This window comes from Prochlorococcus marinus (genome assembly GCF_001180245.1).
Classification (GTDB): Bacteria; Cyanobacteriota; Cyanobacteriia; order PCC-6307; family Cyanobiaceae; genus Prochlorococcus_A; species Prochlorococcus_A marinus_F.
The window spans coordinates 301,712-327,321 of record NZ_CVSV01000131.1 but is presented as its reverse complement, the minus strand read 5'-3'; the positions used below and the strand labels follow the sequence as shown (position 1 = coordinate 327,321).

Here is a 25,610-nt window from a genome sequence, read left to right as displayed (position 1 = left end):
AACTGAATTTTTAAGGATCTAGAGCTTAGATTTTGCTAATATATAAAGTATTTATACCAAATATTTATAAATTTTAACTAGGTAATCAATTGTGAATAAGAGAAAAATATTAGTCCCATTAGGTGAAAAGTCATACGAAGTAACTATTGAAGCAGGAATACTGAATAATATCAGCGAAGAACTTTTAAAAATTGGAATAACAAAGAATAGAAAAATACTTGTTATTTCAAATGAAGAAATATCAAATTTGTATGGAAAAAAATTTTTAAATAATTTAAAAGATAATAAATTTCAGGCCAAAATGTTCCTTATCAAGGCTGGAGAATCATACAAAAACTTAAAAACCTTAAGTGAAATATATGATGTAGCATTTGAATTTGGCTTAGATAGAAATTCAATAATTATTGCCCTTGGGGGAGGAATTGTTGGAGATGTAAGTGGTTTTGCAGCTGCGACTTGGCTAAGAGGTATCGAATATATTCAGATTCCAACAACATTATTATCAATGGTTGATTCATCTGTGGGAGGAAAAACAGGAGTAAATCATCCAAAAGGTAAAAATTTAATTGGAGCTTTCAATCAACCTAAAGCAGTTTTTATTGATCCAGAAACTTTAAAAAGCTTGCCCAAAAGAGAATTTAGTGCAGGCATGGCCGAAGTAATAAAATACGGAGTGATAAGAGATAAAGAACTTTTCGAATACTTAGAAGTTGAAAAAAACAAAAATGAACTTATAAATCTCAAAAATGAATATCTAATTAAAATAATTAATAGTTCAATCAAAACAAAGTCTCATATTGTTTCTCAAGACGAACATGAAAATGGTGTTAGAGCAATATTGAATTATGGTCATTCTTTTGGTCACGTTATTGAAAATTTATGTGGATACGGCAAATTTCTCCATGGTGAGGCAATATCAATTGGTATGAATATTGCGGGGAAAATAGCAATTGAGAAAGAGTTATGGTCTAAAGAAGAATTAGAGAGACAGAAGAATCTTTTAAAAAGTTACGATCTTCCTACCGAGATCCCCAAAATAAATAAAGAAGAGGTTCTAACAATACTTATGGGCGATAAAAAAGTTCGTGATGGCAAAATGAGATTTATATTACCGAAAGAAATTGGTGCTGTTGATATATATGATGACGTAGAAGATTCATTATTTTTAAAGTTTTTTTCTTAACGTAAACAGGTTGACTTTATATTCATTTTATTCTCATTTAACTTTTTAAAAACAAACCACTTAAAATCACCTAAACAAACAGGATCAACAAGTCTAAGTAATGCCTCTCTTCTTAAAAGGGCATTTGATAAATCCTCTTTAATTTCTTTCTGAATCCCATAAAGTCTCTCTGCCAATCCAAGCGCCAACAAAGCCTCTCCTTGTTTAGTTATTCCAACAGTATCAAATCCAAGAGTCTCAGCATCATTAATTAAAGTTTCTATGCAGACATGAGATGTTAAATCGCAATTTCCAGGAGAATCTAGAACATTATTCGTCAATTTTTGATTTTCATATGAAACTATCGTCCCATCTGAATTCTTAGAGGTGTAGTATTTTTTAGCTTCTTTAGCGTAATCAATTATCAATAAAATACCATTGTTAATTTTTTGATAAATAGCTTTTAACCATTTTGAGTTATCTATATGCCATTCTGTCGTCCATCCTTCAATAGCATCTTCAGGCGGGATAGTAATTCCCAACTCACTTTTAGCAAGTTCAATACTTTTTCCCAATTCGCTTGTAATTGGCATTTCATCAAAATATAATTTATGAGATTTTTTGTCTATAGAAACTGCTTGTCGAAGTAATTTTCCTTTTGAGAAGGTTATTCTCTCTACTGGCAAAGCATCCAAAACCTCATTGGCAAGAACTATTCCATTTATATTATTTTCATCTACTTCTTCCAAACCTTTCCATAAAATATCAATCCCTAATATTAAAAATTTCTCCAATTTATTTTTTTGTTTTTCTACCATCCCTTCATTAGGTTCAATAATCACAAAAGAAACTCCTTCCAACAAATTCTTGTTATTTTCTAAAAAATATTTAACTAATCCACTCATAAAGCTTCCATCTCCTGCTCCAAATTCAATTACAGCTAATTTCTGATTAGATAAAAAACTATTTTTGAACTGAATCAACCAATCTTCTATTTGTTTACCAACCAAAAAAGCAAAATCATCAGATAAAGAGGGTGATGTGACAAAATCTCCCCGAACGCCTAAATTAGCTTTGCCGCTGCCGTAATAACCATTAATAGGATCATTTAATGCAAAATTCATAAAGTCATAAAAACTTATAATTCCACCCATTTTTATTATTTTTTTTACTAACCAATCTGGATTATTCGCGGGTAAGCTATTCATCGGCGAAAATATAAAAAGACAGAATTTATTTATGCCTTCAAAGATTAACTATTTATTAGGAATATTTCTATCTATATTAGTTTTAATTTCACATAAACCCGTTTTCGCTATAAATAATCCAAATCTCTTACCAGAAGAAAAAACACCCGTTATTGATTTAGCTAAAACATTAAGCCCTAATCAGAAAAAATCTTTAGAGGAAAAGCTCAACAATCTAGAAATTGAAAGTGGGTGGAAAATAAAATATTTATCTCAGTTTGAGAGTTCACCTGGTAGCGCAATAAAGGACTATTGGGACTTAGATGAGACAAGTTTGTTGATAGTTGCAGATCCTAGAGGGGGAAATTTGCTGAACTTTAACGTCGGAGAGGCTTATTTTAATTTTATGCCAAGGTTGTTTTGGGTTGAACTTCAAACAAGATTTGGCAACCAATACTATGTTAAAGATCATGGCGAGGATGGTGCAGTATTAGATGCAATTGATTCAGTAAAAATTTGTCTCGAAAGAGGAGGATGCCAAGTTGTCCCTGGCCTACCCAAAGAGCAATATATTTGGACTTTATGTACATCTATTCTTGGAGGTTTAGTAGCAGGTTTTGCATCTGCTCCAAGAAAAGAAGGTCAAGTGATATCAATTGGTTTTTTAGCTCTTCTTTCTCCTTTATGGGGTATGTTATTTGGAATTTTTGGTCTGGCACCAATAATATCCAGAACAACTGATTTATTACCGTTATTTAAAAATAGTTTAGCTTTTATAGCCGCAGGAATTGCGGGTTATATCTTGTCTCAAACATTATTTTCGAGATATGAAAAGCCCAAAAATACTTAAAAAATAAACAAAATATCTTACCCTAAAAAAATTTATCTTCTTCACGAATTTCACCAGACTCTGAATACCATCGATGAGAAACATGACTTAATCCTTTTTTTTCAAACTCAATCCATGAAAAGTTAATTAGTAATTTCCCATCTTCAGCAGTTTTATATCTTGGCACCACAGCAGTGTTGAAATAAATTGTTCCTTTGCTATCAATTTTAAACATCTCTCTTAAACCAAGATTTCTTTTAAGCCGGTTGTGCATATGACCAAAAATTACAAGATCAACTTTTCTTCTCTTTTGTATTTGGGAAATAGCCACAGACAAATCTCTATCTCCCCAATCTAAAGAGGGTAATTTCCAGTCTTTCCCACAAATGCTTTTAGGTTCTGAACCTAAACCCGAAGGACCAGCATGAGACATAATTATTAGAGGTATTTCTTCAACAGTATCTTCTGAACATTTGATAATTTTATTTATTGAATCTTGTTCGGTTATAGGTCCATAAACGCCTTTAACTTCTTTTGAAAGATAATAGCCGCCGCCAGAACTACATGGTCTAGCAGACAATAAATTTATTTGATTATTAAAAACTTTCAAATCCCATGCACAATATTTTTCACCAAGAACACGTATCTGCTTTGAGAGAGTTTCGCCTGTAGAATCTTTCCCTCTATCATGATTTCCTAAAATCACAAAAGTAGGAATTTTGATCTCATTGATTTTTTTAATTATTTTGACACTTCCATCAGAAATATCACCAACAAATAAAACAATATTTGGTTTGATAATCGATAAAACTTTCAAGTCTAATTCAGACCATTGACCATGACAGTCACCAACAATAGCAATTTTTAAATTTGTCAGAATTTTTTCTGTTTAAAGGCATATAATCTATTTAGAGATATTCTAAATCCTGACCAGTATAACTTCTACTGCAAAACAGAAATCAGTTCAAAACGAAGAAGATTTGATTTCTGAAATAAAGGAGCGTTGCGGAAAAGCTAATGCAATTATTCTTGCGCACTATTATCAAGCTCCAGAGATTCAGGAAATTGCAGATTTTATCGGCGATTCATTAGATCTATCTAGGAAAGCTGCAAATAATGACGCAGATATAATAATTTTTTGCGGTGTGCACTTTATGGCCGAAACCGCAAAAATACTTAGCCCTAATAAAACAGTCCTATTACCGGATATTGACGCAGGATGCTCATTAGCAGACGATTGTCCTTCAGATAAATTTCAAAAATTCAGGGAAGAAAATCCGGATCACTATGTCGTAAGTTATATAAATTGTACTGCAGAAGTAAAAGCTCAAAGTGATCTGATATGTACAAGCAGTAATGCAGTCTCATTAATTAAAAAGATACCTGAAGATAAAAAGATAATATTTGCGCCAGATCAGAACCTTGGGAGATGGGTACAGAAAAATTCAGGAAGAGATCTTAAATTATGGCCTGGTAGCTGCATTGTTCATGAATCATTTAGTGAAGAAGCACTTCTAAAATTAAAATATCAAAATCCAGGATCAAAAGTAATTGCTCATCCTGAATGTAGTCAAAATTTACTAATTCTCTCAGACTTTATTGGATCAACAAGTAAGCTGCTTGATTTCGTAAGTAAAGATCCATCTAAAACTTACATGGTACTAACTGAACCTGGAATAATTCATCAAATGAAAAAGAAAGAACCTAATAAAATTTTTATTGAAGTTCCCGATGTAGAAGGTTGTAAATGTAACGAGTGTCCATATATGAAATTAAATACTTTAGAAAAAATTCTTGATTGTTTGAAAAATAATTCCCCGTCTATTGAACTAGACCCAGAAATAATAAGAAGAGCCTATGTGCCAATAAAAAGAATGCTGGATATGAGTAATTAATTTAATGAAAATACTTTATCTTCCTTATTAATTTTTAGGAATGCATTAAGGTTTGTGGTGTCGGGATTAAATTCGCTTATCTGATTCTTTCTATTAATTATATTTATTAGCTCTTTTTCACCAGCTCTATATTGTTTATCTTTTCTAGTTCCTATCTCTCTTTGAAGTATAGGGTTTATATTCATTCTTACTTCTATGTCTGGAATAATTCCAGATTTGTTTATATCAGTGCCGTTCGGAGTTAAATACTTAGCGACTGTAACAGTTAGACCTGAACCATCAACTAAAGTTCTCATGGATTGAACTAGACCTTTACCGAATGTTTTCTTCCCAACTAATTTTCCTCTTTTGTTATCTTTTATTGCACCAGAAACTATTTCACTAGCACTAGCAGAACCCTCATTAACTAAGACAACTAAGGGCTTTTTTGTTAGAGCTTTACCGTTTCCTTTTTTTGTTTCTTTTAAACCATCTTTACTTACTGTACTTACTATTACTCCTTTGTTAATGAAGTGCCTTGAGATATCAATGCTTGATTCTAATAAACCTCCAGGATTACTTCTCAAGTCAAGAACATATCCTGCGACTTTTTTTGTTTCTAAATCCTTAATAGCATCTCTAGTTTCTTTGGATGCATTTGCATTAAATTGTTTAATTCGTACATAGCCAATTGATAAGCCATTTTTGGTTTGATTGACTTTACTTGATACAGATTTTATTTCAATTTTTTCTCTTGATAAAGTCTTAAAAAAGGATTGAGAACCTCTAAGAATTTCAAGCTTTACTTTAGTACCTCTTTGTCCTCTTATTAATTTCACTGCATCCTCAATATTCATACCTTCAGTAGAAATATCATCTATGGATAATATTTTATCTCTAGCTTTAATTCCAGCATCAAATGCAGGGGTGCCCTCTATGGGAGAAATAATTATTAAATCATCAGATTCTTTATCTTTAACTATTTGGATACCAACTCCAGTTAATTCGCCAGAGGTATCAATTCTCATTTGATTAAATTCCTTAGGTTCTAAAAATCTTGTATAAGAATCATCTAAATTAGAAAGCATATCTCTAATCGCATCATATGCTTCATTGCTGTCTGAATATGTTTTTGATAAAACTTCTTTTCTTAGATTAATCCAATTGGACTTTTGAAATTTGCCGTTTGAATCAAGAAAATCTCTATATACAATTTGCCAAACATGATCAATTACTTCTTTATAACTATTATTTAAAACTGTTGCCTCTGCAAAATTATTTAAAAATAACCCAGAAAAGGATGTCGCAAACAGAAATATATATTTTTTTTTAAGCAATTTTCTTATCTTCAAATAATTCGATATTTTTTATTATAAAAAGAATTTATTTATAATTCAGAAATTTGACAAATCCTTAAGGATCAATCCACTTCCCATCATCCTTAATAAGTTGGATTAAAGCATTAACACCCTCATCTTCAGGTACTCTTTTAATCTCTTCTTTTCTTCTATATAAGGCAATAGTTCCTTTACCTTTTCCAACATAACCATAATCAGCATCTGCCATTTCTCCTGGCCCATTAACAATACATCCCATTATTGCTATATCTAGACCCGTCAAATGTGAGGTGGCGTTCCTAACTTTATCTACAACTTCTTCTAGATTGAAAAGTGTTCTACCACAACTGGGGCAACTGATGTATTCAACCATTGTTTTTCTTAATCCTAAAGATTGCAAAATTGAATAGCACACTGGTATTTCCTTTTCTGGAGCTTCTGTTAAGGAAACCCTGATGGTATCTCCTAATCCCTCTGCTAAAAGCGTTCCAATTCCAGCAGTACTTTTAATCCTTCCATAATCACCATCACCAGCTTCGGTCACTCCTAAATGTAAGGGATAGTTATATCCTTCTGAGTCAAGCCTATCTGCAATCATTCTGTAAGCTGCCATCATGACCGGAGCCCTAGAAGCTTTCATAGAAATAATTATGTTATGAAAATCAAGCTCATCACAAATTTTGACGAACTCCATCGCAGATTCTGTCATTCCTAATGGCGTATCTCCATAAGTAAAAAGCATCCTCTCAGATAGAGACCCATGATTAACTCCAATCCTTAGAGCTTTGTTTTCAGCCTTTAAAACTTCAACTAAAGGGGTAAATCTTTTAAGTATTGTTTGCTTAATAGTTTCAAATTCCTCATCTGTATATTCAGTTCTTGTAGGGTCTGATTTTTCAAAAACAAACAATCCAGGATTAATTCTTACTTTATCAACATGTTTTGCAACTTCCATTGCAATTTTCATACCATTATGGTGAACATCAGCCACCAAGGGGGTATTGATATTATTTTCTAGTAATTTTGCCTTTATATCTCCTACTGCTTTGGCATGTGCTAAGGAAGGGACAGTTAACCTAACTATTTCACAACCCACATCATGAAGTCTTTTGATAGCTAAGTAAGCATTTTCGACATCCATAGTATCTTCATTTATCATCGATTGAACTCTTACTGGATAATCACTTCCAATAGCTATATCACCCACCATTACTGTTCTAGTTATCCTTCTCTCAATATGAGTTGAATATCTTTTGGAGAGACTATTAACCTCTTTAGATTGAGTTAATGACATTAAAATTCTTGATATTCAAAAAGGATTTCACTAAATTATACGGCATATAGTTTACCACTTACATTCTCTAAGTCTTTCAAAGTTAGATGGTAAGGTTTATTGATTTCTTTTGAAGGAAATCTCAACAAATAAGATGGATGAAAAATTACCATAATTTCTCTCCCATCTTTTTTAATCCATTGACCTCTTAAATTACTTATAGGATCTTTAACTTCTAAAATAGCTCTCATAGCAGTAGAACCAGTAAGTAATATAAATTTTGGATCGACTAACTTTATTTGCTGCAATAACCAAGGTTTATGAATATTAATTTCTCTAGCAGTGGGTTTTCTATTATTTGGTGGACGACATTTAATTACATTACAAAAATAAACATCCTTCTTATAATCAATTCCAGCTTGTATTAATAATTCGTTTAATAACTTACCAGATTTACCTACATAAGGTTTTCCTTCTAAATCTTCCTGGGCTCCAGGTGCCTCACCAATTACTAACAAATCTGCAAATACACTTCCTCTCCCAATTACTAACCTTTTCACCGAAAATAAAACTTTAAATATTTTTATCTTAAGAACTCAAAACATGAAAATAAAATAGATTAAGAAAATGAACTAAATTGAACCATAGTGTGATAGTTTTATTTATTCTTAATTTATGCATTTGTCATTATTAAAAGTCATATTTGAAAAGTTATAAGTCAATGAGTCAAGTGAATTTATCTGATCGGGCACTTTCAATTGAGCCTTCTCTTACATTGCAGATAAGTGCTAAAGCGAATCAATTATCTGCAGAAGGAGTAGATATTTGCAATTTAAGTGCAGGTGAACCTGATTTTGATGCCCCAAAAGAAGTTATTGAGGCTACAAGTAAAGCTATATTTGATGGATTTACAAAGTACGGGCCCGCAGCGGGGAATTTAGATCTCCGAAAAGCAATTGCAAATAAACTTCAAATTCAAAACGATTTAAATTATGAATTTGAAAATGTAATGGTCACAAATGGTGCTAAGCAAGCAATATATAATCTTTTCCAAGTGTTGTTAAATACTGGAGACGAAGTTATTATTCCTTCTCCATATTGGTTAAGTTATCCCCAGATGGTTAGATTGGCGGGTGGGAAGCCAATTTTTACAAATTCTTCTGCAGAAGATGGATTCAAAATAAATATAGAAGATTTGAAGTCTAAAATCTCTTCAAAAACTAAATTTATAATTATCAATTCTCCTAATAACCCTACTGGGAGAGTTATGTCAAAGGAAGAATTATTACAAATTGCCGATTTAGCTAGAGAAAATCCAAATATCAATATTCTTTCTGATGAGATTTACGAAATAATCCTTAAAAAAGAATTTAAACACTACAGTTTATCTTCATTAGCAAATGACTTAAAAGATAGAATTTTTATAATAAATGGGTTTGCGAAAGGATGGGCTATGACTGGCTGGAGAATAGGTTATTTAGTAGGTCCCAAAGATGTAATCAAAGCATCCTCAGCATTACAAAGTCAAAGTACAAGTAATGTTTGCTCTTTTGTTCAAAAAGGTGCTTTAGAGGCTTTAAAAATTAATAATGAGTTTTTCTCAATGATAAATAGCCATTATGATCGTAGAAGAAGACTTCTCTATGAGGGGCTTAATAATATAAATGGGATTTATATTGAAGAACCTAACGGAGCATTTTACGCATTTCCAAAATTACCCAACTCCTCAATTACTTCTGTTGATTTCTGCAATAAAGCTCTTCAAGATTACGGATTAGTTGTTGTACCTGGAAAAGCTTTTGGAGCTGATCAATATATAAGAATATCTTGTGCAGCTTCAGAAATTAAAATAAAAGATGGACTGCAGAGGCTTGAAAACGCAATCTCTGAATACTATTGATTTAACTAAGTTATGTTAAATTTAAAGAATTTCCTACTAAGTTCATCTCTATTATTTTCTTTTTTTTCATCACCTGTATTTTCAAATCCCAAAGTTTTAAAAGTTGGAGCAATACCTGATCAAAACCAAGATATTTTGGACAAAAGATTTAATTTATTTTCAAAAGAATTATCCAAACAACTTGATGTAGAAGTTAAATACATTCCTGTTATTAATTATGTTGCAGCAGTAACTGGATTTAGAACTAAAGATTTAGATTTAGTTTGGTTTGGCGGTTTATCAGGAGTTCAAGCAAGATTACAAACACCTAATTCAATTGTCATAGCTCAAAGAGATATCGATAAGGAATTTAAAAGTGTTTTTATAGTAAACAAAAATTTAGAAATTAACTCAATTTCAAACATTAAAGGACTTAAAAAACTAAAGAATTTAAGATTTACTTTTGGCTCTGAAAACTCAACTTCTGGAAGATTAATGCCAGAATATTTTTTAAATCAAGCAGGAGTTGAAATTAAACATTTTAAAGGGAAAAAAGCAGGTTTTAGTGGGAGTCATGATGCCACTATAGCTTTAGTTAATAGTGGAGCATTTGATGCTGGAGCTTTAAATAAACAGGTTTGGGAAAACAATCTTAAAAATAATCCCAAAAGAACAAGTAATTTAGAATTATTCTGGATCACACCAGAATATGTTGACTATCATTGGCTAGCTCAAGGTGATCTTGAAAATAGATTCGGGGAAGGGTTTACAAAAGAACTTAAATCAGTAATTCTAAATTTAGATATAAATCAAAAATTACATAAACGGATTTTAGATATGTTCAATGCAAAAAGATTTATAAATGCAGAAGCAAAACAGTATAAAAATATAGAGGAAATCGGGAGGAAATTAAATAAAATTAGATGAATAATGCTCTCTTAGAATTAAAAAATATATCTTATAAATACAAAAATAATCTGATTCTAAATAAAGTGAATTTAAAAATAAATTCAGGGGAGAAAATTGCACTTTTAGGTAAAAGCGGTTCAGGAAAAACTACATTAATATCAGTACTTAATGGCACTATCAAGCCAACTGAAGGTGAGGTTAAATTATTCAATAAAAGTTACGAGGAATTAGATAGAAAGCAGAAACGAAAGATAACAACTATTTGGCAAGATTTAAGATTAATAGAAGATCTTTCAGCAGAACAAAATGTTAATTGTGGACTACTAGCGGAAAACAATTTTTATTTCGCTTTTAAAAATTTGCTAAATATAAGTTCTTTCAAGAAGGCACATGAATATATGCAATTATGTAGACTTCATAACTCTATTTATGACAAAAAAATCAGAAAACTATCTGGGGGACAAAAACAAAGGGTGGCTATAGCTAGATCATTGATTCAAGGATCAAATATATTACTTGCAGATGAGCCTTTTAATAATTTAGATCCAAAATTGATAACAACAATTAAAAACCTGCTGCTAGATAATGTAGATAAAAATAATTCAAAAAAATCGCCAAAAACGGCATTAGTTGCATTACATAGATTAGATTTGCTGAACAATTTCGATAAAGTAATTGGGATAAGGGAGGGTAAAATTTTTTTCAATATTAAAAGAAATAACTTAAAGAAGTTTCATTTAGACAAAATATATTAATTAGTTGAATAAATTAAAATTAAACTATACCTCATTATCTTTTCTTCCAATATTGGTATGCATACCTCTAGGGTATCAATTAATAAACAATATTCATTTGGGAGGATTTAAATTATTCCAAGAATTCTTAATTTCTGCATTTAATCCCAAGATCGATAATGAAATTATTATTACCGTAATTAATCGATTAAATGAAACTATCTTAATTGGTTTTTTTAGTTGGTTAGTAAGTATTAGTTTTGGAGCAATTTTTGGAATAATATCCTCAAATATTTTTTGTAAAATCTTTAATATTCCAAATTTTTTCTCCCGCGTAATAAGGTTTTTTCTAACAATAATTAGATCTATTCATGAAGTAGTTTGGGGAATATTATTAATGCAAATATATGGAATAAATTTTTCAATAGGAATAATAGCTATATGCATACCTTATATTGCTGTAAATTCAAAAGTTTTTGCTGAACAATTAGAAACTATTGACTACAAAAGTTTTGAATCTATAAATCAAATAAATGCACCTAAATTTTCTTCTTTACTAACTTTAATATGGAATCCAATAATAAATACATTTAAAAACTTTGGTATATATCGATTAGAGTGTTCAATAAGAAGTACGGTGATTTTAGGACTTTTTGGGATTGGAGGAATAGGTACCAGTATTTTTTTATCTTTCCAAGCTTTGAATTTTAGAGAGTTATGGACTTATTTATGGTCCTTAGCAATTTTGATAATTCTTTCTGGAATAATATTCAAAAAAATAAAATTTAATACTACAAATAAAATCCTATCTATTTTTTTTATTGCAGTTTTTTTCATAACAATTTTATTTTCATTTTCATATTTTCTTTATTTTATTTTTAATAATAATTTTGAAAATTTTAATTCCGTTAGTTCTCTATTAAAATCAAGCTCAGATTTAGGATTATTTGATTTCTTAAAACTTATATTAGAAACAATAATTTTAAGTCTTTTATCAACAGGAATCGCAATTAGTTTACCTCCATTAGTAATAGGAATTTTTAACAACAATAGTTCTAAAATTTTTATAAAAATTTTTGCATTTTTATTACGTTTAATACCTACACCTTTAATACTTCTAACTCTATTAACTTTTAATAATCCTTCTTTATCTTTAGCAGCTTTAACATTAGGTCTCCACAACGCTGGTATTACTAGCAAATTACTTTTTACAAATCTAGATAACCAAGACAAGAGAAATTATATTGCAATGAAATCTCTAGGAATCTCAAAAAAGACTAGTTGGCTTTTAGGTTTATTTTCTCAACAAGCAAAAAGTTACTTAGCATATTGCACTTATAGATCTGACATCATTATTAGAGAAACTGCAATTGTTGGGGTTATTGGAAGTGTTGGTCTGGGTTGGCAATTGCAAGAATCACTAAGTTCCTTCGCATGGCAAGAAGTCACCATAGTTTTGATAGCTTATAGCTCCATCGCAATAGTTGGCGAATTAATAAATGGTAAAATCAAAAATAGTTTAACTTGATTTGTAAGAATAATTTGTTAAATCAAGTAATTATTTTTTTCCGGTTATAGTGATTAGTTTACCAAAACAGCTTGTTGTAATTGGAGATAGCTCAGTTTATGGATGGGGAGATAATGAGGGTGGTGGATGGTGTGAGAGGCTTAGAAAAGATTGGGTTAATAACCAAAATGGTCCAGTTATTTATCAACTTGGCGTTAGGGGAGATGGGATAGAAAAAGTTTCATCTAGATGGGAAAAAGAATGGTCATCTAGAGGAGAGACGAGAAGAAATAAACCTAAAGCAATCCTGCTAAATGTAGGTCTTAACGACACTGCAGCAATTGGTCAGATAAATGGAAGACATCAATTAGATATAGATGGATTTGAATATGGATTAGAGAGGCTAATTAATGAAATGAACTCTCAAACAAATGTATTTGTTATTGGTTTGACACCAGTTGACGAAAGCAAAATGCCGTTCGCAGGATGTCTATGGTACTCAAATGATTTTTGTAATTCTTATGAAAGGAGAATGGAGGAAGTATGCCTCAATCAGAATGTCCCATTTCTTCCTACTTTTAGAGAAATGTACTCTGATAAAAGGAGTAAAAATTGGATTACTCATGATGGAATTCATCTAAATTCCGAAGGTCATTTCTGGCTTTTCCAAAGACTTAAAAGCTGGGAGATTCTTACAAAATGGAAGGAATCTTAGTTTTTCCAAATATTATTAATTTAAAAAATATGAATATAAAATAAGAGTAAAGATAGCAAAAACAGAAGCAATACTTGTCTGAATAGCATTTACCAATTCATTACTTAATTTATATTTGTTTTGAAATTTAGCACCAATAATACTTTCAGAAAGTGTTGCCAAGAATCCAGAAACTACAACAACTATAAAATGGTATTTTGTAGAAATAATTGATAAATGAAGCATTATAAAAGCCATAAATATTGATCCCAAAACACTAGCTAATGTTCCTTCTATACTTATTCCTCCTTCAGTTCCCCTATCCACCTTTTTAAGTGAAGTAATTAAGTATGTGTCTTTACCAAATCTTTTTCCAATTTCGCTACCAAAAGTATCCGCCAACTTTGCAGCAAAACTTGCAGCAAAACCTACTTTAAACATCACTACATTGGCAGCATTAAATTTGGTCATAATGGCAAGAAATAATCCTGTAGCTGCTGAGCCCCATACATTCTCAGGACCTCTTCTCCCGCCTCTTTTTTCTGCAATTCCTTGTGCTTTTTTAAATTTAAAACCTATTTTGGTAACGAGGGATCCAAATAATAAATAAATTACAACTGACATCCATCCCTGCCAAGACAAACATCCCCACAAAATTGTGCCTAAGATACCTGCACTTACCCAACCACTTTTGGTCATCAAAGGAATCCTGCAAAAAATATAAATCAAAATAAAATTAATGCAAAAACCTATAAAAAATTGATTTCTAATTAAATCCATATTTATCTAATTCTTTAATTTCAAATCAATTCTCCACTGATTTAGAATTGATGATGCGTTAATACTAGCCGTTGAAGTTCTCAAGATAGTGTCGGAAAGCTTAACAAAGGTAATATTATTTTCTTTAAAAAAATCAATTTCTTTAGCGGACCAACCTCCTTCTGGACCAATTACATTCCAAAAAATACCTTCTTTTTTATTTCCAAATTCTTGTTGTTTTCTTAACCATTGATTTAAGTCATATAGTGTTTCTTCTCTAGTTATAGAAATTGAAACTCTTTCATGATTATCTCTACTTTTTAGCCATTCAATAATATCCATTCCATTTAAAATAGATGGTTTCCACAATCTCTCACTTTGCTCAACAGCTTCATTGATAATTAAATTCCATCTCAAAAGTTTTCTAGAAAAATTTAAATTTTTGTTTACCTGTCTTTCTGAAAATAATGGCTGTATATAATCAATTCCTATTTCAGTACACATTTTTAAAATATCCTCAAAACCACTTTTTGGTATAACAACAGCTATTCCTAATAAGTTAATTTCTTGTTCTTGAAATAAGTAAGGTTTATTTGATTTAATTATTTCTAAGCAATCATTTTTAACTTTTATAGCTTTCCATAATGAACCCTCTCCATTAGCTATAAATATTTTTTTACCATTTTTTATCCTCATTACTTTATTTAAATAATGAGCCTCTTCTTTAGAAAGTTCTAAATTATTGTTCTTAATATTTTCAATTCTTTTATGGGAAATAATTAATCTAATTAAGTCTTCCATCTAAAACACTTAATCTTTGAAAACTAAATCTTCATGTTCTTCAACTGACCAATCATTATTTTCACCCCCAATAATTAACTCTTCAATCTTTACATAATTATTTGATATCTCATTCAAAGAATTAATTAATATATCTATTGAAATGGAGTCTGAAGTTCCAAAATCAACCCAACATCTTCCCCAAAGATTTTGATATTCCATAATTCCTAAATTATGCATTAAGGCTGGAAGAGATGCATTTTTTTGGTCATTATCATAGGACATCCAACTTAGATCGGAACCCTCTTCATGAGTTTGCAAATTTTCAGAATTAAATCCACCTAACCTTCCTAAAACGTACCAACTATCAAAAACACCATCTAAATAATTTTTTTCGTCTTGAGTTGGTGATTCTGAAAACCTGATCCATATCCAACAATTAAAAGGATCAACTTCCCTAAAAATAATATTCATATTGACTAATATCTTTTTAGATCTACAGCTATTATAAGTAAGTTATTACTAGATTCAAATTCATACCTATAACTTAATTAATAATGCTTGATTTAAAAAAAATATCTTATCAACCCCAAACTGGTGAAAGAAAAATAATAGACAATTTAAATTTAAAAGTTCATGAAAATGAAATCATTTTAATTTGCGGCAATAGTGGTTCTGGGAAAACAACGCTACTCGAAATAATAAGCGGATTAACAAATCCGCAAAAGGGGAAAATTACTTGGAAGAATAAAATTTTGTCCTCTAGACAAAGAAGATGGTTTTGTGGAGTAGTATTCCAATTTCCTGAAAGATACTTTATAGGTACAACCATTGGTAAAGAATTAAAAATAGGCCATAAATCTTTAAGAGAAAAAAATATAGAAATAGTTTTAAATAAAGTTGGTTTGAAAAAAATTAATCTGACTCAACCACCAGAACAGCTAAGTGGCGGACAACAAAGGCGGTTAGCTGTAGCAGTTCAACTACTTAGAAACCCCTCAATTCTTTTACTTGATGAACCAACTGCTGGATTAGACTATTCAATGAGAAATGATGTGAAGAATTTAATTCTTGAGTTAAAAAATAAAAATACAATTATTATTGTTACTCATGAACCTGCCTTATTTGAGGGAATTCCTTCTAGGATATTATTCTTGGAAAAAGGGAAAATCAAAAATTTTATGAAAGAAAATCATGCAGGATAGGATAGTTCGGGCTACTGCAGCAAATGGAGGAATAAGATTAGTTGCGGTCTTAACAACAGAATCTTCTTTAGAAGCAAAAAATAGACACGGTCTTTCTTACTTAACCACCTGTATCTTAGGCAGAGCATTTAGTGCTTCACTGCTTTTAGCAAGCTCGATGAAAATAATGCATGGGAGAGTCACTTTAAGAGTTAGATCTGACGGACCTTTAAAGGGATTACTAGTTGATGCAGGTAGAGACGGGAAAGTTAGGGGTTATGTAGGGAATCCTAATTTAGAATTGGACCTAGTCAAAATAGATAATAATAAATATTCTTTTGATTTTACAAAAGCATTAGGTACAGGATATTTAAATGTAATTAGAGATAGTGGATTTGGAGAACCCTTTACAAGCACTGTTGAATTAGTAAATGGGAATATTGCTGAAGACTTAGCTTCATATTTATATCATTCAGAGCAAACTCCCTCTGCTGTATTTATTGGAGAAAAAATTCAAAATAAAAGTGTTATTTGTAGTGGTGGCTTATTAGCTCAAGTTTTACCTAAAAAAGATACTGACCCTCTGCTAGTCTCACTACTTGAAGAAAGATGTAAAGAAATTAATTCTTTCAGCGAAGATCTATTTAAGTCAAAAGATAATCTTCTTGAGTTAATTAGAAATATATTTCCCGATATTGACGATAAATCAATCTCTGAAAAAGCTCGTTCTCAACAAGTGAGTTTTAAATGCAAGTGTTCCAAACAAAGAAGTTTAAATGCGATGAAAATGCTTGATAAGAGCGAGTTAGAGGACATTCTCAAGAAAGATGGCAAAGCAGAGTTGGTTTGTGAATTTTGTAAAAATAAATATCTTATAAATTATGAAGAAATTAAATCTATGATAGAAAATCAATCATAAAAAAATTACGCCTAGCCATAAAATAACCACAGCTGGAATACTTTGAATTTTTTGTATTGATAAAGAGTTGTTTGATACTTCCTGAATGAAAGAATTATTTTCAAGCAATCCACCAAATATTAATCCTATTGAGAGAAAGGTAACACTCCAACCCAGAGAACCTATAAATCTTTTCCCTGATTTAATTTGAGTATAGGTAAGTATTAATGTTGAGATAGAGAGTAAAAGTCTATTATTAGAGTCTGGACTGATAAATAACAAAATTAAAAATAATAGCCCAACAGATATTTTTATTGAAAGATTATCAAATGAGGGGGTAGTAATTTTTGGCAGACTATACTGACTTGAATTGTTAGAGTTATTATTTAAATTTTTTATCTTAGAAAGAAGTGGGAAGTTATTATTGGTAAATTGATTAATTTGTTTTTCTTTTTTTGAGGCACTCACAGCTTCATAGCTTACATTTCCTGATTGCCTGGCTTTCAAACTACCCATGAGTAATTGATCAAAGGAAGATTCTATTTTCGCTTTTAAAATCAAGTCTTCACCAGCCTCTTTAACTTTAATATCTCTAGCCTTCTGAATATCCTCAAAAGCAGCACCTTCTTTTACACCTAAAATTTCATAAGGTGATTTTTCGTTTTTATTTTTATTATTGTTTGAATCCAAAATTTTTTACCAATACTAACAGATTAACTAATTTTATAATCCATTAAGACTTTATAAAACAATTGGTTCGACTCCACTAACAACGGGCGCAACTTTGTTTAAATTTAATTGATTATTGTCTTCAACAAACTGATTTAGATTCCACTCATTTTTGAAAAGAATAACTGGCCTATTCCAACAATCTTTAACTATTTTACAGTTGAATATTCTGCCTAGTTTTTCAATAGCTGGCCATCCATCAGAAATCCATCTAGCCAATTGATATGGCATTGCTTCAAGATTTGCATCTACACCATATTCACTTTTTAATCTGTGAGTTACTACCTCCAGCTGCAATTGACCAACGGCTGCGAGTATAGGGTCTCTTTTACTCTCATCAAAGTCATAAAGAATCTGAACAGCTCCTTCTTCTCGTAGTTCATTAACACCCTTTCTAAAGTTTTTAAATGCTGAGGGATTTGGATTTCTTAGCCAGCTGAATATTTCAGGACTAAAGGATGGTATACCCTCATATTCCAGATGAGCACCCGTATAAAGAGTATCTCCAATAGAAAACATCCCTGGATTATTTAAACCAATAACATCTCCAGGATAGGCATCATCAACTACTTCTCTATCTTGCCCAAATATTTTTTGTGGTCTTGATAATCTAATTGTTTTACCAGTTCTGGAATGTTTAACTGACATATCCTTTTCAAATTTGCCACTACAAACTCTTATAAAAGCAACCCTATCTCTGTGCTTTGGATCCATATTTGCTTGAAGCTTAAAAACAAACCCACTAAATTCATCGCTTGCAGGTTCAATATCCCCTTTATTACTATTTCTTGAAGTTGGTTTTTGTGCCATTTTTAAAAAACTATCTAAAAATGGCCTTACGCCAAAATTAGTCATGGCAGATCCAAAGAAAACTGGGGTTAAAGAGCCATTAAAAACTTTTTCTTTTTCAAATTTAGATCCTGCCTCATCAAGAACCTCCAATTCTTCAAGTGAGTTTTCAAGTAAATCTCTCTCTACATATTTTGATAGCTCTTTATCTTCAAGACTTAATCTTTTCTCATTCGATTGTTTCCCTCTCACTGCTTTATCAAATAAAATCACCTCTCTCGAAAATCTATCAATAACCCCCCTAAATTCCTCGCCACTCCCAATTGGCCAGTTTATAGGTAAGGTATTTAATCCAAGTTCTGATTCAATTTCATCAAGTAAAGAAAATGGCTCTCTTCCTGGTCTATCCATTTTATTTATGAAAGTAAATATTGGTATTTTTCGCATCTTGCAAACTTCAAACAATTTTCTAGTTTGAGGTTCTAGTCCTTTAGCAGCATCTTCCAACATAACTGCATTATCAGCAGCAGCTAATGTTCTATAAGTATCTTCGGAGAAATCTTGGTGTCCTGGTGTATCTAATAGATTAATTACAGATCTTTCATATTCAAATTGTAATACAGTTGATGTAATAGAAATACCTCTTTGTTTCTCAAGTTCCATCCAGTCTGAGGTGGCTTTTCTCTGATTACCTCTAGCTTTTACTGCTCCTGCCTGTTGAATGGCACCTCCATACAAAAGAAGCTTCTCGGTAAGAGTCGTTTTCCCAGCATCAGGATGTGAAATAATAGCAAAATTTCTTCTTTTATTTACCGCATCCAGTATTTCTTTATTATTTAGAATTTTAGTACCTAAGCTCATTTATATAATATAAGGGCCTTTCACTTAGTTCTTAAACATTACCATAGACTATTAAATAATTTTCACCTTCCTCAAACACATCTAAAGAGGATAGATCATTCTCTAAGATGAAATTTCTTAACTCTTTAAAAGTATAAGAAGCTTTTAAAGATGCATAATAATCATTAGTTAAAATCTCATTGTATTTAGTTGAACATTTTGCTTTGAGTTCTAAAGCAGACTTTTCATCTAATGGCCTTTTTAAGTCCTTGTGAAAATTTACAGTAATATTACTAGATAAAATTCTTATTGTGTTGAAGAAATCTTCAAGATTGGTAATGTGATGAATCAAACTATTGCTTACAAGTAAACTAATTCGTTTTTTAAATAAAAAATTATTTGATTTAATGTCTTTGATGTCAGAACAAATGTAGCGTAAATTTTTTAATTTTTTTTGATTATTAGAAATACTTTTATTATATTCTGCTCTCAAAATCATCTCTTTAGAACCATCTACTCCTAAGACTGCAGTATTAGGCCATTTTATTGCTAACTTCTCAGAAATATTTCCTGGGCCACATCCTAAATCAACTATTAAATCTTTTTCACCTAAAGAAATATTTTTTTTCAAAAGATATTGATTTATTTGATTAATTAGATTAACTTCCCCTTCTGAAAAATCAGCTTCGTCATAAGAAATGACCTGCTCTTTTTCTTCCATTAATTCAGGTTCGGAGACTCTTTCCATATCCTTTCTTGAAACAAAGATTTCATATTAAACATAATTCTACACAAACCGTTAAATAGTGGTAAGAATAGTTGCAGACGCCACAGGTAGAGTTATTCTTCCAGTACGGGTTATTTACATACGTTTTTTTTATCGTGACTGTTGCACCAAATAAAGCTTCTTCAGAGAGCAATTCCAATAATCTTAAAAAAGATGATTTTCCAAAGACTGCTCCAGCTGCTTACCCAGTTTTTTTTAGATCTTATAGTAGAAAAACTTCATCTGGCAAAAGGGAGAACTGGAGCGAAGTAGGCGAAAGGAATTTATCGGGATTAAAAGAATTAGGAAAACTGTCTGAAGAAGAATTAATCCTAATGAGAGAGATGCAAAGTAACCAAAAAGCTCAACCTTCAGGAAGATGGTTATGGATAGGCGGAACCCCTTGGATTAATAAGAACCAAAATTTCTCAGGGGCATACAATTGTACCTCAACAAACTTAATTGATTGGGAAGCCTTCGCATTAATGATGGACTTAGCAATGATGGGATGTGGAACAGGTGCAATAATTGAGCCTCATTTTATAAATAATCTACCTACGGTAATTAACAAAATAAACATTAAATCAGTCAGTGAAGTTGGAATAACTCCTAAAGATCAAAGAGAAGAAAAGTCATCATTAGAAATTAAAGGAAAAGATCTACATATCAAAGTTGGAGATAGCAGAAGAGGATGGGTAGATAGTTATAAATATCTTCTTGAGGCATCAAGTAACGAGAGTCTTGAAAGAGAAATTGATGTTTATATTGATTTGGAAGATATTAGGCCTGCGGGAGAATCATTAAAAGGTTTTGGTGGTATGGCAAATCCTATCAAATTGAAAGATCTTTACTCTAGAGTCGCATCACTTCTTGGAAAGGCAATTGGTAGGAAATTAAGTACAGTAGAGTGTTGTTTATTAATTGATGAAGCTGCAGTAACCATAGTTGCTGGGAATATAAGAAGAAGTGCTGGAATGAGACAATTTGCTTCAGATGATAAGGAAGCCGCATCAGCAAAAGAAAATTTATGGAGTCAAGATGAGAATGGTAATTGGAGAATAGATCCTGAAAAAGATGCCCTCAGAATGGCCAATCATACTAGGGTTTACCATACAAAACCCACTTACCAAACTGTTTTGGATGCAGTAACAAAACAATTCCATTCAGGTGAGGGAGCCATTCAATTTGCACCTGAAGCAATCGCGAGGTCAAATGCAGATATTCTCAAAGATGATGAATTGAGAAAGGAATTTATTGAAATCTACTCAGAACAAGGCAAGGATGAAGCGAGAAATTGGATAAATAGTAGTTATGGTCCTTTTTCAGAAGAAGAGTTAGACCACAGGATGAGCCGATATGGACTTAACCCTTGTGGGGAGATCTTGGGAAATGATTTCCATTGCAATTTGGCTGAAGTTCATTTAAATCAAATTGATCCAGGAAATTTTGAAGAGCAAAAAAAAGCTTTTAAAGCAGCCGCTCTTTCTGTAGCATGCTTACTTAATCATGAATTTGAAGTTGAGCGTTACAGAAAAAGTAGGGAATATGATCCTATCGTAGGAGTAAGTTTCACTGGATTATTTGATTTTTGTGTCCATGCCTTTGGGACGCCATGGTTGAAATGGTGGGAAGCAGGAAGGCCAAATAGCGAAGAAGGGAAGGCCTTCAAAGAAAAGGAAGCTAAATTCTTAGATTCTTGGAGAAAAATAGTAAAAGAAACTGTATGGGAATATTGTGATAAGCATAATCTAAGGAGACCAAATAGATGCACAACAGTTCAGCCAGCTGGAACTAAAAGTCTTCTTACTGGAGCAGCTCCAGGTTGGCATCCTCCAAAGGCTCAAAGATTCATAAGAAGAATAACTTTCAGGAAAAATGACCCAATCGCTTTAGCTTGCATGGATTATGGTTACTCAGTTGTTCCATCTCAATCTGATAAAGATGAAAATGGTTGCTTGCTCGATAATCCATTTGATCCAAGATGTACAGAATGGTTAGTTGAAATCCCCACAGAAGTTAGTTGGGCAAATATAGACGGCGCCGACCAAATAGACATCAATAATTTCTCAGCATTAGCTCAATTTGATTTTTACATGCAAGTGCAGAAATTTTACACAGAGCATAATACCTCTGCAACCGTAGAATTTAGAGAAAATGAAATCGAGGATTTAGCTAAGGCTATTCATAATGCAATAGAAAATAATGAGGGATATATTTCAGCAGCATTGCTGGCTAGATTTAGTGCTAACGCTACTTTCCCGAGATTACCCTTTGAACCAATAAGTAAAGAGGAATATATATCATTGCAGAATAAAGTAATAGAAAGGAAAGTCAATAATGATTTCTTTGACGCTCTTAATAAATACGATGTTGGAGAACTATCTGAAGCAGGACCAGCAGGTTGTGATTCAGATAAGTGCTTACTTCCTCTTGCTAAACCAAAAGATTAATTTTTGAATTATTTGTAAATAAAAAATATAAATTAGTTTTTAAAAATTTAATTTATGGCTACCTCTTAAATAGGGACATAAATTATTTATGACATTAAGCTTAAATATTGGGAACTTTTTTAATGATTCCTCTAGTCATGCACTAGTGGATGAGCTAAGAAAAAGAACATCAGAGGAGGATATCTTAGATTTTGAGGAAAAATTTAACTCAAAAAACGAAAAAAATCTACACGTATATATATGTAGATTTCTAAAAAATAGATCAATATCCAGAGGTCTAGCCTCTAGATGGTTAATAACCATAATTGAAAACAAAGAATCAAAAATTGATTCTTTGCAAAAATTAAATAATTAGGTCAGCCCTGATAGTTTCCATAGAGCAATTCCAAAAATTGAGAATCCCATAATAAAAGTGAAAGCCAAAGCATTTACCAATTGAACCTTATCATTCATTCTGTTTGCGAATGGTAATAATTGAGCAAATAATGGAGTCTCTTCAACTATTGCAGATTTTTTTACTGTAGGTTTTTTGCCTCTAGAAAACATAAAACAAATTTTATAATCTTAAGAATTTTACATTTAAAAGTTCATTAAATAAAAAATAGTTCTCAAAAACGAACAAAATGTAACCTGTAAGCAATTGCGCTGTGATTATGATAAATATTTTTATCAGAAACCTAATCTACCATTAATATATTAAGTTTATTTATTAAAAACCTAGACAAATAATTTAAGTAGATGTTATTGTAAATTTGTAGCAACCGCTACCAAAACGTTCAACTTGCATATAGCAAGCCGCAAATCGACTTAAGCCATGGAACGGGGACTTAAGCGAAACCGGAGCTTAAAAAATGACTCTAATTTACAGAGGACAAAAGTACGTCCAGAACAAAGAAGCAGCTAAAAAGCAGCACAATGAACTAACTTATAGAGGAAAAGCTTACACAAGCTAGTTATTTAACCATTAAATAGAAAAAGCCACTCTTAGTGGCTTTTTTATTGTCCATTCTTAGACAAAAAATAACTTAATACTTCTCCCAAGCATTAAAATAATATGATTCAATTGCATTTGTATATTTAGATAACCATGGTAGACCAAAAACCTTTATTTAAAGCACCTTATGACATAAAAGATGTTAGTGCTCTTTTCGCCATAGTTGCCTTCGTTTTAATAATCGCTGCCATAGTTGGGAATAACTTATTTGGTTTATTTCAACAAAATGTCAACTTTGGGTGATTTTTTTTGAAAGCAGACTAAATTTTTGTGGACTCATTTTGTGGACTAAATGTAGCTAAAGATATTAATGTATTCTTTAGAAGTTAAATTTTTTAATGGGTAAAAAGAATTTTTATAGGGAGAATTTAACTTAAAATCGGCGACCCAAGATATAGTGCTCCATCCAACTCGATAATTCATCACCCCATCAAAATATTTTTTATTTAACCATTTTCTAGCATCACCCCAAATTTCTCCTACAACCCAAACTTCTGAATTAATTCTTTTCATTTCATAATTAAATTTATCCCAAAAAGAAAAAGGGATCTCTTCTGCCACATCTAATCTCCAGCCATCAATACCTTTTTCAACCCAGTATTTCCCAACAGATAAAAGAAAATCTTCCACATCCTTATTTTCAAAATTAAATTTAGGTAATGCAGGATCATTCCACCAACAATCGTAACCGCAGGTTTCATTCTCCTTTGGATACGCCTTAAATGGAGTTTCATGTAACTTAAACCAATTTTTATAGGGAGAACTTTTACCGTTCTCAATTATGTGGTGAAAAGGCCAAAAACCTCTGCCACAATGATTAAATACACCATCTAAAACAATAAAAATATCTCTTTTATGCGCCTCATCAATTAGAGAGTAAAGTGCCTCATCCCCTCCTAAAATAGGATCAACTTTAAAATAATCATAGGTATGGTAACGATGGTTAGCTGCTGAAGAAAAAATTGGATTTAGATAAATACAATTGATTCCAATTCCTTTTAGATAATCTAATCTTTCTATAACGCCGAATAAATCTCCTCCCAGAAAACCTTGTAAGTCTGGGGGATCTTCCCAATTCATAAATTCAAAATTATTCTTTTTATATGATGTTTTACTTCTTTTAAATCGATCTGGAAAAATCTGATAAACAACTGCATTTTCAACCCACGATGGTAGTTTTAAAGTTGGATTATTGTTATCTTTTAAAGGCATTTTTAAATATAATAAATTTTTAAAATCTAAATAATTAGATTCAAAACATACTCAGTGTGAAATTTTAAAGACTTTATAAGTATCTTTAAATACATAAATTAATTGAATATATTTTGATAACAACAAAAGATGTACTTTTAATTTATAAATATATGCATGGTTGATATGTAGAATATTTGCTTTTTAGCAAATTAAAATAAACGATATGTTGAAGCCGTATACAGTGCATTACCGTGATTCTCAAAATATAAGATTAGAAAATTGTTTTTATGCTTCTGACGCTTACGAGGCTAGAACATTAGCAATGGAACTTAATAAGTATATAAATAATCATCCAAACTGTATAGACTTAATAAGATGTGAAAATTGAATAATATTTCTAGTAATTTAAAGTAAAAATCCATTCAAATACACTTAAATTCTTCCAAATCACTTATTCAATATCAATTAAAAAAGTCAGCCCGTATCCCTACTAGCTGACTTCCATGACGATGCAAGTTTTTAAAAACTATACGATTGTAGTTGTTGTGATGCTTAAAACAACTGCCACAAAGAATATGTATGGAACCACCTTAAGGGGTACATATCCTTGTCTTTTAGATATAAAATCCATTTATTTATACAAATCCTGGAATAATTTGTCCTGTTGTTAGATATGCGCCAATAAGCGCAATAAAGCCAATCATCGCAAATCTACCGTTAAGCTTCTCAGCTACGATTTTTTCCTTCTCAACAGTTTTTGTTTCGTTCATTTGTTTGGTTAGTTGTTTAGCTAAGACGCTTCCTAATGCAATCTTGAAACAAATCTAATAATTAAAAATTAT

The 25,610-nt window shown here is 31.2% G+C and carries 29 protein-coding genes; 15 read left to right on the top strand and 14 right to left on the bottom strand.

Annotated features, from left to right (window positions below):
• Positions 1-91: 91 nt before the first annotated feature.
• The gene (aroB, locus tag AMO19_RS07015; RefSeq protein WP_075507864.1) at positions 92-1,183 is read left to right on the top strand and encodes a 3-dehydroquinate synthase; all 1,092 of its coding nucleotides are present in this window, start codon (positions 92-94) and stop codon (positions 1,181-1,183) included.
• On the opposite strand, the gene AMO19_RS07010 is transcribed toward aroB, so the two are convergent.
• Complete coding sequence (locus AMO19_RS07010) at positions 1,180-2,370, bottom strand: SAM-dependent methyltransferase (protein WP_075507863.1); 1,191 nt, start codon at positions 2,368-2,370, stop codon at positions 1,180-1,182. The genes aroB and AMO19_RS07010 overlap by 4 nt on opposite strands.
• Before the next feature lie 31 nt (positions 2,371-2,401).
• Between AMO19_RS07010 and AMO19_RS07005 the strand changes: the two genes are divergently transcribed.
• The gene (locus AMO19_RS07005; RefSeq protein WP_075507862.1) at positions 2,402-3,199 is read left to right on the top strand and encodes a methanol dehydrogenase; all 798 of its coding nucleotides are present in this window, start codon (positions 2,402-2,404) and stop codon (positions 3,197-3,199) included.
• 22 nt (positions 3,200-3,221) lie between these two features.
• Here the strand turns inward: AMO19_RS07005 and AMO19_RS07000 are convergent, their stop codons facing one another.
• Positions 3,222-3,995, bottom strand: a complete 774-nt coding sequence (locus AMO19_RS07000; RefSeq protein ID WP_257008978.1) for a TIGR04168 family protein — start codon at positions 3,993-3,995, stop codon at positions 3,222-3,224.
• Positions 3,996-4,113: 118 nt separating this feature from the next.
• On the opposite strand from AMO19_RS07000, the gene nadA reads away from it, so the two are divergent.
• Positions 4,114-5,073 (top strand): quinolinate synthase NadA, encoded by a 960-nt coding sequence (nadA, locus tag AMO19_RS06995; protein WP_075507860.1) that lies wholly within the window; start codon positions 4,114-4,116, stop codon positions 5,071-5,073.
• Here nadA and AMO19_RS06990 read toward each other — a convergent pair.
• From AMO19_RS06990 to AMO19_RS06980, 3 genes are all read right to left on the bottom strand, one after another.
• Positions 5,070-6,404, bottom strand: a complete 1,335-nt coding sequence (locus tag AMO19_RS06990) for a S41 family peptidase (RefSeq protein WP_075507859.1) — start codon at positions 6,402-6,404, stop codon at positions 5,070-5,072. The two genes, nadA and AMO19_RS06990, sit on opposite strands and share 4 nt — an antisense overlap.
• Positions 6,405-6,465: 61 nt before the next feature.
• A complete protein-coding gene (gene ispG / locus AMO19_RS06985; protein WP_011818179.1) occupies positions 6,466-7,683 on the bottom strand; it encodes a (E)-4-hydroxy-3-methylbut-2-enyl-diphosphate synthase in 1,218 nt (405 codons plus the stop codon).
• Positions 7,684-7,718: 35 nt separating this feature from the next.
• Entirely contained in the window at positions 7,719-8,222 is a 504-nt protein-coding gene (locus tag AMO19_RS06980) for a uracil-DNA glycosylase (RefSeq protein ID WP_011818178.1), read from the bottom strand.
• A 161-nt stretch (positions 8,223-8,383) separates the two neighbouring features.
• On the opposite strand from AMO19_RS06980, the gene AMO19_RS06975 reads away from it, so the two are divergent.
• From AMO19_RS06975 to AMO19_RS06955, 5 genes are read left to right on the top strand one after another with little or no spacing between them, the layout of a single operon-like run.
• Positions 8,384-9,562 carry a pyridoxal phosphate-dependent aminotransferase gene (locus tag AMO19_RS06975; RefSeq protein ID WP_075507858.1) on the top strand — a complete coding sequence of 393 codons (1,179 nt, stop codon included), beginning with the start codon at positions 8,384-8,386 and terminating at the stop codon, positions 9,560-9,562.
• 12 nt (positions 9,563-9,574) lie between these two features.
• Positions 9,575-10,468, top strand: a complete 894-nt coding sequence (locus tag AMO19_RS06970) for a putative selenate ABC transporter substrate-binding protein (protein WP_075507857.1) — start codon at positions 9,575-9,577, stop codon at positions 10,466-10,468.
• On the top strand, positions 10,465-11,205 hold the full coding sequence (locus AMO19_RS06965) for an ATP-binding cassette domain-containing protein (protein WP_075507856.1): 741 nt from the start codon (positions 10,465-10,467) through the stop codon (positions 11,203-11,205). The genes AMO19_RS06970 and AMO19_RS06965 overlap by 4 nt, the downstream gene beginning before the upstream one ends.
• A 4-nt stretch (positions 11,206-11,209) precedes the next feature.
• Positions 11,210-12,712, top strand: coding sequence for a PhnE/PtxC family ABC transporter permease (locus tag AMO19_RS06960; RefSeq protein ID WP_075507855.1), 1,503 nt, complete (start codon positions 11,210-11,212; stop codon positions 12,710-12,712).
• 49 nt (positions 12,713-12,761) lie between these two features.
• A complete protein-coding gene (locus AMO19_RS06955) occupies positions 12,762-13,406 on the top strand; it encodes a GDSL-type esterase/lipase family protein (protein WP_075507854.1) in 645 nt (214 codons plus the stop codon).
• A gap of 15 nt (positions 13,407-13,421) precedes the next feature.
• Here the strand turns inward: AMO19_RS06955 and AMO19_RS06950 are convergent, their stop codons facing one another.
• The 3 genes from AMO19_RS06950 to AMO19_RS06940 are packed head-to-tail and all read right to left on the bottom strand — an operon-like array spanning position 13,422 to position 15,398.
• On the bottom strand, positions 13,422-14,165 hold the full coding sequence (locus AMO19_RS06950) for a TIGR00297 family protein (RefSeq protein WP_075507853.1): 744 nt from the start codon (positions 14,163-14,165) through the stop codon (positions 13,422-13,424).
• 6 nt (positions 14,166-14,171) lie between these two features.
• Positions 14,172-14,945, bottom strand: a complete 774-nt coding sequence (locus tag AMO19_RS06945) for a 16S rRNA (uracil(1498)-N(3))-methyltransferase (protein WP_075507852.1) — start codon at positions 14,943-14,945, stop codon at positions 14,172-14,174.
• 9 nt (positions 14,946-14,954) lie between these two features.
• The gene (locus AMO19_RS06940; protein WP_011818170.1) at positions 14,955-15,398 is read right to left on the bottom strand and encodes a DUF3531 family protein; all 444 of its coding nucleotides are present in this window, start codon (positions 15,396-15,398) and stop codon (positions 14,955-14,957) included.
• An 83-nt stretch (positions 15,399-15,481) separates the two neighbouring features.
• On the opposite strand from AMO19_RS06940, the gene AMO19_RS06935 reads away from it, so the two are divergent.
• Both AMO19_RS06935 and hslO read left to right on the top strand, forming a co-directional pair.
• A complete protein-coding gene (locus tag AMO19_RS06935; protein ID WP_075507851.1) occupies positions 15,482-16,129 on the top strand; it encodes an ABC transporter ATP-binding protein in 648 nt (215 codons plus the stop codon).
• A complete protein-coding gene (gene hslO, locus AMO19_RS06930; protein WP_075507850.1) occupies positions 16,119-17,027 on the top strand; it encodes an Hsp33 family molecular chaperone HslO in 909 nt (302 codons plus the stop codon). Before AMO19_RS06935 ends, hslO begins: the two co-directional genes overlap by 11 nt.
• On the opposite strand, the gene AMO19_RS06925 is transcribed toward hslO, so the two are convergent.
• The 3 genes from AMO19_RS06925 to AMO19_RS06915 are packed head-to-tail and all read right to left on the bottom strand — an operon-like array spanning position 17,022 to position 20,112.
• Complete coding sequence (locus tag AMO19_RS06925) at positions 17,022-17,696, bottom strand: CPP1-like family protein (protein ID WP_075507849.1); 675 nt, start codon at positions 17,694-17,696, stop codon at positions 17,022-17,024. The genes hslO and AMO19_RS06925 overlap by 6 nt on opposite strands.
• Positions 17,697-17,747: 51 nt before the next feature.
• Complete coding sequence (locus AMO19_RS06920; RefSeq protein WP_025934975.1) at positions 17,748-19,385, bottom strand: peptide chain release factor 3; 1,638 nt, start codon at positions 19,383-19,385, stop codon at positions 17,748-17,750.
• A 31-nt stretch (positions 19,386-19,416) separates the two neighbouring features.
• A complete protein-coding gene (locus tag AMO19_RS06915; protein ID WP_075507848.1) occupies positions 19,417-20,112 on the bottom strand; it encodes a class I SAM-dependent methyltransferase in 696 nt (231 codons plus the stop codon).
• 134 nt (positions 20,113-20,246) lie between these two features.
• On the opposite strand from AMO19_RS06915, the gene nrdJ reads away from it, so the two are divergent.
• Together nrdJ and AMO19_RS06905 are read left to right on the top strand one after the other, a co-directional pair.
• Positions 20,247-22,580, top strand: a complete 2,334-nt coding sequence (gene nrdJ, locus AMO19_RS06910) for a ribonucleoside-triphosphate reductase, adenosylcobalamin-dependent (RefSeq protein ID WP_025925185.1) — start codon at positions 20,247-20,249, stop codon at positions 22,578-22,580.
• 88 nt (positions 22,581-22,668) lie between these two features.
• On the top strand, positions 22,669-22,935 hold the full coding sequence (locus AMO19_RS06905) for an RNA recognition motif-containing protein (RefSeq protein ID WP_075507847.1): 267 nt from the start codon (positions 22,669-22,671) through the stop codon (positions 22,933-22,935).
• Here the strand turns inward: AMO19_RS06905 and AMO19_RS06900 are convergent.
• On the bottom strand, positions 22,932-23,126 hold the full coding sequence (locus tag AMO19_RS06900) for a hypothetical protein (protein ID WP_025894292.1): 195 nt from the start codon (positions 23,124-23,126) through the stop codon (positions 22,932-22,934). The genes AMO19_RS06905 and AMO19_RS06900 overlap by 4 nt on opposite strands.
• 305 nt (positions 23,127-23,431) lie before the next feature.
• Between AMO19_RS06900 and AMO19_RS06895 the strand changes: the two genes are divergently transcribed.
• A complete protein-coding gene (locus AMO19_RS06895) occupies positions 23,432-23,533 on the top strand; it encodes a DUF4278 domain-containing protein (RefSeq protein ID WP_011862700.1) in 102 nt (33 codons plus the stop codon).
• A 134-nt stretch (positions 23,534-23,667) separates the two neighbouring features.
• Complete coding sequence (locus tag AMO19_RS08585; protein WP_179850532.1) at positions 23,668-23,817, top strand: hypothetical protein; 150 nt, start codon at positions 23,668-23,670, stop codon at positions 23,815-23,817.
• Between the two features lie 45 nt (positions 23,818-23,862).
• On the opposite strand, the gene AMO19_RS06890 is transcribed toward AMO19_RS08585, so the two are convergent.
• Positions 23,863-24,786: an alpha-amylase family glycosyl hydrolase gene (locus tag AMO19_RS06890; RefSeq protein WP_075507846.1), complete on the bottom strand. Its 924-nt coding sequence runs from the start codon at positions 24,784-24,786 to the stop codon at positions 23,863-23,865.
• A 223-nt stretch (positions 24,787-25,009) separates the two neighbouring features.
• Here AMO19_RS06890 and AMO19_RS08315 point away from each other — a divergent pair, with 223 nt between their 5' ends.
• Positions 25,010-25,156 carry a hypothetical protein gene (locus AMO19_RS08315; protein WP_179850519.1) on the top strand — a complete coding sequence of 49 codons (147 nt, stop codon included), beginning with the start codon at positions 25,010-25,012 and terminating at the stop codon, positions 25,154-25,156.
• Positions 25,157-25,403: 247 nt separating this feature from the next.
• On the opposite strand, the gene AMO19_RS06885 is transcribed toward AMO19_RS08315, so the two are convergent.
• Positions 25,404-25,538, bottom strand: coding sequence for a high light inducible protein (locus AMO19_RS06885; RefSeq protein WP_011376693.1), 135 nt, complete (start codon positions 25,536-25,538; stop codon positions 25,404-25,406).
• Positions 25,539-25,610: the final 72 nt, after the last annotated feature.